Genomic DNA, 6367 nt, shown 5'->3' with positions numbered 1-6367 from the left:
TTGAACCGTGGTTGGGTACAGTACTTCAGACTGAACGAGGCAAAGAGCGTATATGTCGAACTTGATAAGTGGGTTCGCTGCCGCCTTCGACAAAGCTACTGGAAGCAATGGAAGCTGCCGTCGACCCGGGTGAAAAAGCTCGTCAGTTTGGGGACGCCCGACTGGCAGGCTTATCAATGGGGCAATAGTCGTAAAGGCTATTGGCGGCTGAGTCACAGTCCTATCCTGAAACGGGCACTGAACAGCTCTTTACTCAAAAGAGAAGGGTACCTATCCCTTACGGAATTAAGTACCCTTCCAACGTTTTTACTCTGATGTGCCGCCGTATACGGGTCCGTACGTACGGTGGCTGGAGGGGACGGCGCGGCAGAAACCGCGCCTCCTACTCACTTTCTTATCACCCGAATCGGGTCGATGTATAAAGATTAAATTTGATCGGATTGACGCTGAATAACGGGAATATTGTACCTTGGTCTTCCCATTCTAACGCATCATCATTAGTAGCAACATTTGGGCAGCCTTGCCCGGCTCTGATTATAGTCCAACGTTTCCCAACAACCTGTGCTTTTTCATACGGAAGGTCAACGCTAACTGGTCAAAATTTCCTTATGAAGAACAAAAAGATGCAACCCTTTTACTTGCTGATGGTAATCATCATGTTGATCTGTTTTTTCCATTGCAGTTCCTAAACCGCCAACGGACTAAACCCTACATGTTGTAGTTTCCCCTCAGATTACAGTTTTTCCAGCATTTCGTCGTTGACGTCGAGCAAAGAAGTGAGCTTGATATCAGCAGCATCCCAGCGCGTTTGGTGCTGATGGTGTTTTGCGGGTACAACCACACATTTCATCCTTGCTGCTTTCACGGCGATCATACCATTGAAGGAGTCTTCAAAGCATACACATTCCAGCGGTGATACGCCGAGGGCGTCGGCGCAGTCGAGGTATACCTGTGGATGCGGTTTGCCATATTTCAACTCCTCTGCGGAGGCAATTGCCTGCAGGTAATCATTGATCTGTAGTTTTTCTGCCACGACCCGCACGAGGGCGAGGGGAGAGGAAGTGGCCAGCCCTATGCGGTAACCTCTTTCTTTGAGAAATGGGAATATTTCGAGGGCACCAGGCAATGCAATGCCATGTGTACCGATTTTATCTATTGCCTTTTTGACAATGGTAAGCTCGGCGGTCAGCGCATGCTTTTTATCGATGTTGAACCAGGTCAGCCACCAATCAACCCACTCTTTGGTACGCAAACCCGTGCTGAAATGATATTGCTCGTCGGTCAGGCTAACTCCGAATTCTGCCAGGGTTTCCTTGCCGGCTTCTTCCCATAATGGTTCAGAATCAATGAGCAAGCCATCCATGTCGAAAATAACGGTCGTTGGTTTCATAATTCCTGTCTTACTGTTTATTAGAGGCCGCAAAAATACACCCGATAGGGCGGACGACGAAAGGATGGGTGTTAAAACTGTACATCCTTTACTACCTTTGCAGGATGCGCAAACTGAGCATGGACGAACTGAACCGGAAATCTGTGTCGGAATTCAGGGGGTCGGACAAAATACCCATAATCGTAGTACTGGATAATATCCGCAGCATGCACAATGTTGGTAGTGTGTTTCGCACCGCCGATGCTTTTCTCTTACAGGGTATTTATTTATGCGGCTATACGCCGCAACCTCCCCATCGCGATATTCACAAGACAGCCCTGGGTGCTACCGAAACAGTAACGTGGCAATATTTTGCGACGACGATCGAGGCCGTGCAGTCATTGCGGGAGGCTGGTTACCGTATATGGGCGATCGAGCAGGTTGAGCACAGTGTATCCTTACAGGCATTTGACCAAGAGTCCGACGTGCCACTGGCCATTGTATTTGGTAATGAGGTAGCCGGGGTAGAGGCCGAGGTCATCAAAGCCTGCGACGGCTGTATCGAAATCCCTCAATTGGGCATGAAGCATTCCCTGAATATTTCTGTGGCAGCTGGTATCGTGTTGTGGGAGTTGGTGCGTACGCGTATCGAAGCCCATAAAACCGCCCAGGCAGCAGCAGGAGCGAACTAATCGAATTTGAAATCAGAACAATGTCTACTATAAAGAATTACTTATCGCTTATTAAGTTTTCGCATACCATTTTTGCGATGCCCTTTGCGTTGATCGGGTTTACCCTGGGCGTCTATACGTTGTTTGACGATATTGCCGGCCAACTTCCGGCCAGCGGCGAGTTTGTATCCTCAGCGTATCGGATTGAAGGCAATTGGGTGGGCAGTCTTGGTTTGTTGCTGCTGTTGGTGGTGCTCTGTATGGTCTTTGCGCGTAGTGCAGCTATGGCTTTCAACCGCTACCTCGATCGTCGCTTTGATGCGCAGAACCCACGTACAGCTATCCGTGAAATTCCTGCCGGCATTTTGAATGCTGACCGGGTGTTGCTGTTCACCATCGTGAACTGTATCCTTTTTGTCATTACCTGCTGGTTCATCAACCGTATTTGTTTTTATCTCTCGCCGGTAGCACTCTTCGTTGTATTGTTTTACAGCTATACCAAGCGCTTTACGCCGTTGTGCCACCTGGTATTGGGAGTTGGCTTATCGCTGGCGCCTATTGGTGCTTTCCTGGCGGTCACGGGGCATTTTGCGATATTGCCTATCCTGTTCTCTTTTGCTGTTGTATTTTGGGTGAGTGGTTTTGACATCATCTATGCCTTACAGGACGAAGAATTTGACCGCACCAATAAACTGCATTCGATTCCTGCGTGGCTGGGTAAGGCCAGAGCGCTTCGTGTATCTGAAGGATTGCATGTACTGAGCGCTGGTTGTGTTATAGCGGCGGGTTTTGTGGGTGGATTCCATTGGTTGTACTGGATCGGTATTGTTGTTTTTACCGGCATGCTGATCTATCAGCACTCTATTGTGAAGCCCAATGACCTACGCAGGGTGAACCTTGCTTTCATGACGGCGAATGGTATTGCCAGTGTCGTGTTTGCGGTATTTGTGATTGCCGATCTTTTAATTGTAAAGTCTTATCCGATTATATAATGGCTCGTATCCTCGCTATAGATTATGGTGGTAAAAGGACCGGCATTGCCGTAACAGATCCTTTCCAGATCATTGCAACCGGTCTTACGACCATTGAGTCGCCTAAGTTGATTCCCTTTCTGAAAGACTATTTTTCCAGGGAACAGGTGGAGTTGATCATCATTGGTGAGCCGAAGAACTGGGATGATTCGGATACGCATGCAACGCCTTTGGTGAAAAAGGCTATCGAAAGAATTAAGAAGGCGTTTCCGACAATGCCACTCAAGACTGTAGACGAGCGCTATACCTCCAAGATGGCTTCCCAGGCTATGATCGAGATGGGATTGAAAAAAATGCAACGCCGTAATAAGGCATTGATAGATGAGATCGCCGCGACCATCATGCTGCAGGAATACCTGCAACGTATCAGCTAAACCTATCAAACGGGCTATTCCGGTTGTGACCGGAAGACCCACTACTTTGGCCGGTCTTGGTAAGCTAAGGCCTGCTAAATGGCATTTTTGGTGTATATTTGCCATTCGCACCAGAATTTAACAATCGAATAATCAAGCATTTAAGTTCAAAAACATGATCCTCCCCATTGTTGCCTACGGAGCTCCGGTATTACGTGTTGTAAGCAAGGATATTACACCCGACTATCCGAATTTGTCGAAGTTGATCGAAGACATGTGGGAGACCATGTATGCCAGCAACGGAGTAGGGTTGGCTGCACCGCAAATCAACCGGGATATCCGTCTGTTTGTGGTAGACAGTGCGCAGATCTTCGAAAACCAGGAAGAGGATGAAAAGGGCCAATACCCTGACGAACCCGGTATCAAGCAGGTGTTCATCAATGCACACGTTACTGCGTTGAACGGTAAAGAGTGGGCTTATAATGAGGGCTGTCTCAGCATTCCCAAGATCCGCGAAGATGTTAGCCGTCCTGAAGAAGTAACGCTTGAATATGTAGATGAGAACTTTGTTCCCCAAACAAAAACGTTCAATGGCATAACTGCCCGTGTGATACTCCACGAATACGATCATATCGAAGGCAAACTTTTCATCGACTACCTGAAACCGTTGAAGCGCAAGTTGCTGAAAGGAAAACTCGATGATATCACCAAGGGAAAAATCAGGGTCGACTACAAGATGACCTTCTCAAAATAACAAGTCGCTAACATTCCTTAAAAGCTGCTTAATAGTACCCGCCATCGATGGTCGTGTATTCGGGAATGGTTATATTACAGCAATGAAATTACTGGCTCTACTGCCTGCTATCCTTTTTTGCACCGGCGCCTGGGCGCAACAAGATTCTTCCGTTACCGTCAATAAAAAATCTGTAACGCTGAAGGAAGTGGTGGTGCGCAGTAATCTCAATGTTCCGGCGTTCATCGATCGTGTAAAAGAGGACACCACGTTCTATAAAGCTTTCCGCAACCTGAAGGTGTTGGGTTATACGGCGCTCAATGATATCCGCATGTTGGAGAAAAAGGGCGATGTGGTGAAAGCGACGCTCAACAGCCGCACCCAGCAGCTGGTCAAAGACAACTGTCGCTGGATGAAAGTGCTGGAAGAGAAGACTACCGGTGACATGTATGATAAGGACCACAATTTCAATTATTATACAGCCAATCTATATGCCGGTTTGTTCTTTGCCCGCGATACTGTTTGCGGAGAGACCAATATTGTGAAGGGACATGAATTCAATACCCAAAATAAGAGTGGCATCGAGAAGCATAAGGAACAACTGAAAATGCTGTTCTTCAACCCTGGCAAGAAGATCCCCGGGATACCGTTTATTGGCAACAAGATCGCTGTATTCGACGAAGAGGTCAGCAAGTTGTATGACTACATCATCGATATGAATACTTTTCAGGGGCAGATGTGTTATATCTTCAAACTGTTGCCCAGGGCCGACCTCAGCAGCGGCGAAAAAGACAAGATCGTTATCAATGAGATGACCACCTGGTTCAATATCGATAACTGGGACATTGTCGCCCGTAACTATGATCTTAGCTACAGCGCCGGTGTTTACCGCTTCGACGTACACATGGAAGCGGAGATGACAAAATACAAAGAGTACCTGGTGCCCAAAGTGCTTCGCTACAACGGTAGTTGGGGAGTAGTGTTAAAAAAGCGGGAAAATGCGGTGTTTACTGCCACACTGTTCGACTTCAATAAATAACAAACCGCCATCGTTGTGGCGGTTTGTATTGGGCAATTGAGTTTTTGCTATATGATATTCTTCACCTGCACATAATTTCTCCACTTCGTGATCAGCTGCGACATATCGTCCGGTATCTCACTGTTGAATACAACTTCTTTGCGCGTTTTCGGATGAATGAAACCAAGTGTCTTGGCATGCAGGGCATGGCGTGGACACAGTGCAAAGCAATTGTCGACAAACTGTTTGTATTTGCTGAAAACCGTGCCTTTAACAATCCTGTTGCCTCCGTAAATCTCATCATTGAAGAGGGGGTGACCAATATGCTTCATGTGCACACGGATCTGGTGCGTACGTCCTGTTTCAAGTTCGCATTGTACCATTGTCACATATCCAAAACGTTCCAGCACTTTATAGTGTGTGATCGCTTCTTTTCCATATTCGCCGTCGGGGTAGGCATCGAACATCTTGCGGAAACGCTGGTGTCTGCCGATATGCGCATTGACGGTTCCGCTGTCTTCGGCTACATCGCCCCATACCAGGGCAATGTACTGGCGGTGTATGGTATGGTTGAAAAACTCCTTGGCCAGGCTGGCGACAGCTTTATCTGTTTTGGCAAGTACCATTAGCCCGCTTGTGTTTTTGTCGATGCGGTGTACGAGTCCAAAACGAGGTAATACCTCGGTGTTGAGGTCGGCATTCTGCTGCAGCAGGTGATAAGCCACCCCATTGATGAGGGTGCCGCGGGGGTTGCCGCTGGCGGGGTGAACCACCAGGCCTACCGGCTTGTTAATGATCAGGATCTCGTCGTCTTCATAAAAGATGTTCAGGGGCATTTTTTCGGGAACAATATCCTCGCCCTTTACTTCTTTGTCGGAATAAACGATGATCTCTTCGCCTGGCTTGATCTTATGGTTCGATTGAACCTGTTTGCCATTGATCAACACCCGGCCACTTTCAATAGCCTGTTGTACTTTGTTGCGGGAGGCATTTTCAATGCGTTGTACGAGAAATTTGTCGAGCCGCATGGGCTCCTGGCCACGGTCCACCACCAGGTTCATGCGTTCATACAGTTCCTCGGAACCTTCTGAACTATCGTCCAACTCATTATCCAGCTCTATGTCATTTTTGCTCATGAATGCCAGGGAATTTGCGCAAAGGTAAGATATCGGGAGGAGTAGTCATAATCATG

At 47.7% G+C, this 6367-nt stretch carries 8 protein-coding genes; 6 read left to right on the top strand and 2 right to left on the bottom strand.

Annotation, left to right across the window (positions count from 1 at the left end):
* The coding region (locus tag P2W70_RS34350; protein ID WP_276480867.1) for a group II intron maturase-specific domain-containing protein at nucleotides 1–315 on the top strand (315 nt) is incomplete at its 5' end.
* 418 nt (nucleotides 316–733) lie between these two features.
* Here the strand turns inward: P2W70_RS34350 and hxpB are convergent.
* Nucleotides 734–1390, bottom strand: a complete 657-nt coding sequence (hxpB, locus tag P2W70_RS34345) for a hexitol phosphatase HxpB (protein WP_276486156.1) — start codon at nucleotides 1388–1390, stop codon at nucleotides 734–736.
* A 104-nt stretch (nucleotides 1391–1494) separates the two neighbouring features.
* Here hxpB and P2W70_RS34340 point away from each other — a divergent pair, with 104 nt between their 5' ends.
* The 5 genes from P2W70_RS34340 to P2W70_RS34320 all read left to right on the top strand — a co-directional run bounded on the left by P2W70_RS34340 (nucleotide 1495) and on the right by P2W70_RS34320 (nucleotide 5196).
* Entirely contained in the window at nucleotides 1495–2061 is a 567-nt protein-coding gene (locus P2W70_RS34340) for an RNA methyltransferase (RefSeq protein WP_276486155.1), read from the top strand.
* A gap of 20 nt (nucleotides 2062–2081) precedes the next feature.
* Nucleotides 2082–3032: a UbiA-like polyprenyltransferase gene (locus P2W70_RS34335; RefSeq protein WP_276486154.1), complete on the top strand. Its 951-nt coding sequence runs from the start codon at nucleotides 2082–2084 to the stop codon at nucleotides 3030–3032.
* On the top strand, nucleotides 3032–3445 hold the full coding sequence (gene ruvX, locus P2W70_RS34330) for a Holliday junction resolvase RuvX (protein WP_276486153.1): 414 nt from the start codon (nucleotides 3032–3034) through the stop codon (nucleotides 3443–3445). The genes P2W70_RS34335 and ruvX overlap by 1 nt, the downstream gene beginning before the upstream one ends.
* Nucleotides 3446–3599: 154 nt before the next feature.
* On the top strand, nucleotides 3600–4178 hold the full coding sequence (def, locus tag P2W70_RS34325) for a peptide deformylase (protein ID WP_276486152.1): 579 nt from the start codon (nucleotides 3600–3602) through the stop codon (nucleotides 4176–4178).
* Nucleotides 4179–4260: 82 nt separating this feature from the next.
* Entirely contained in the window at nucleotides 4261–5196 is a 936-nt protein-coding gene (locus P2W70_RS34320; RefSeq protein WP_276486151.1) for a hypothetical protein, read from the top strand.
* Between the two features lie 47 nt (nucleotides 5197–5243).
* Here the strand turns inward: P2W70_RS34320 and P2W70_RS34315 are convergent, their stop codons facing one another.
* Nucleotides 5244–6311 (bottom strand): RluA family pseudouridine synthase, encoded by a 1068-nt coding sequence (locus tag P2W70_RS34315; protein ID WP_276486150.1) that lies wholly within the window; start codon nucleotides 6309–6311, stop codon nucleotides 5244–5246.
* Nucleotides 6312–6367: the final 56 nt, after the last annotated feature.

This window comes from Paraflavitalea pollutisoli (assembly GCF_029360705.1).
Classification (GTDB): domain Bacteria; phylum Bacteroidota; class Bacteroidia; order Chitinophagales; family Chitinophagaceae; genus Paraflavitalea; species Paraflavitalea pollutisoli.
This window is presented reverse-complemented; position numbering and strand designations above follow the sequence as displayed.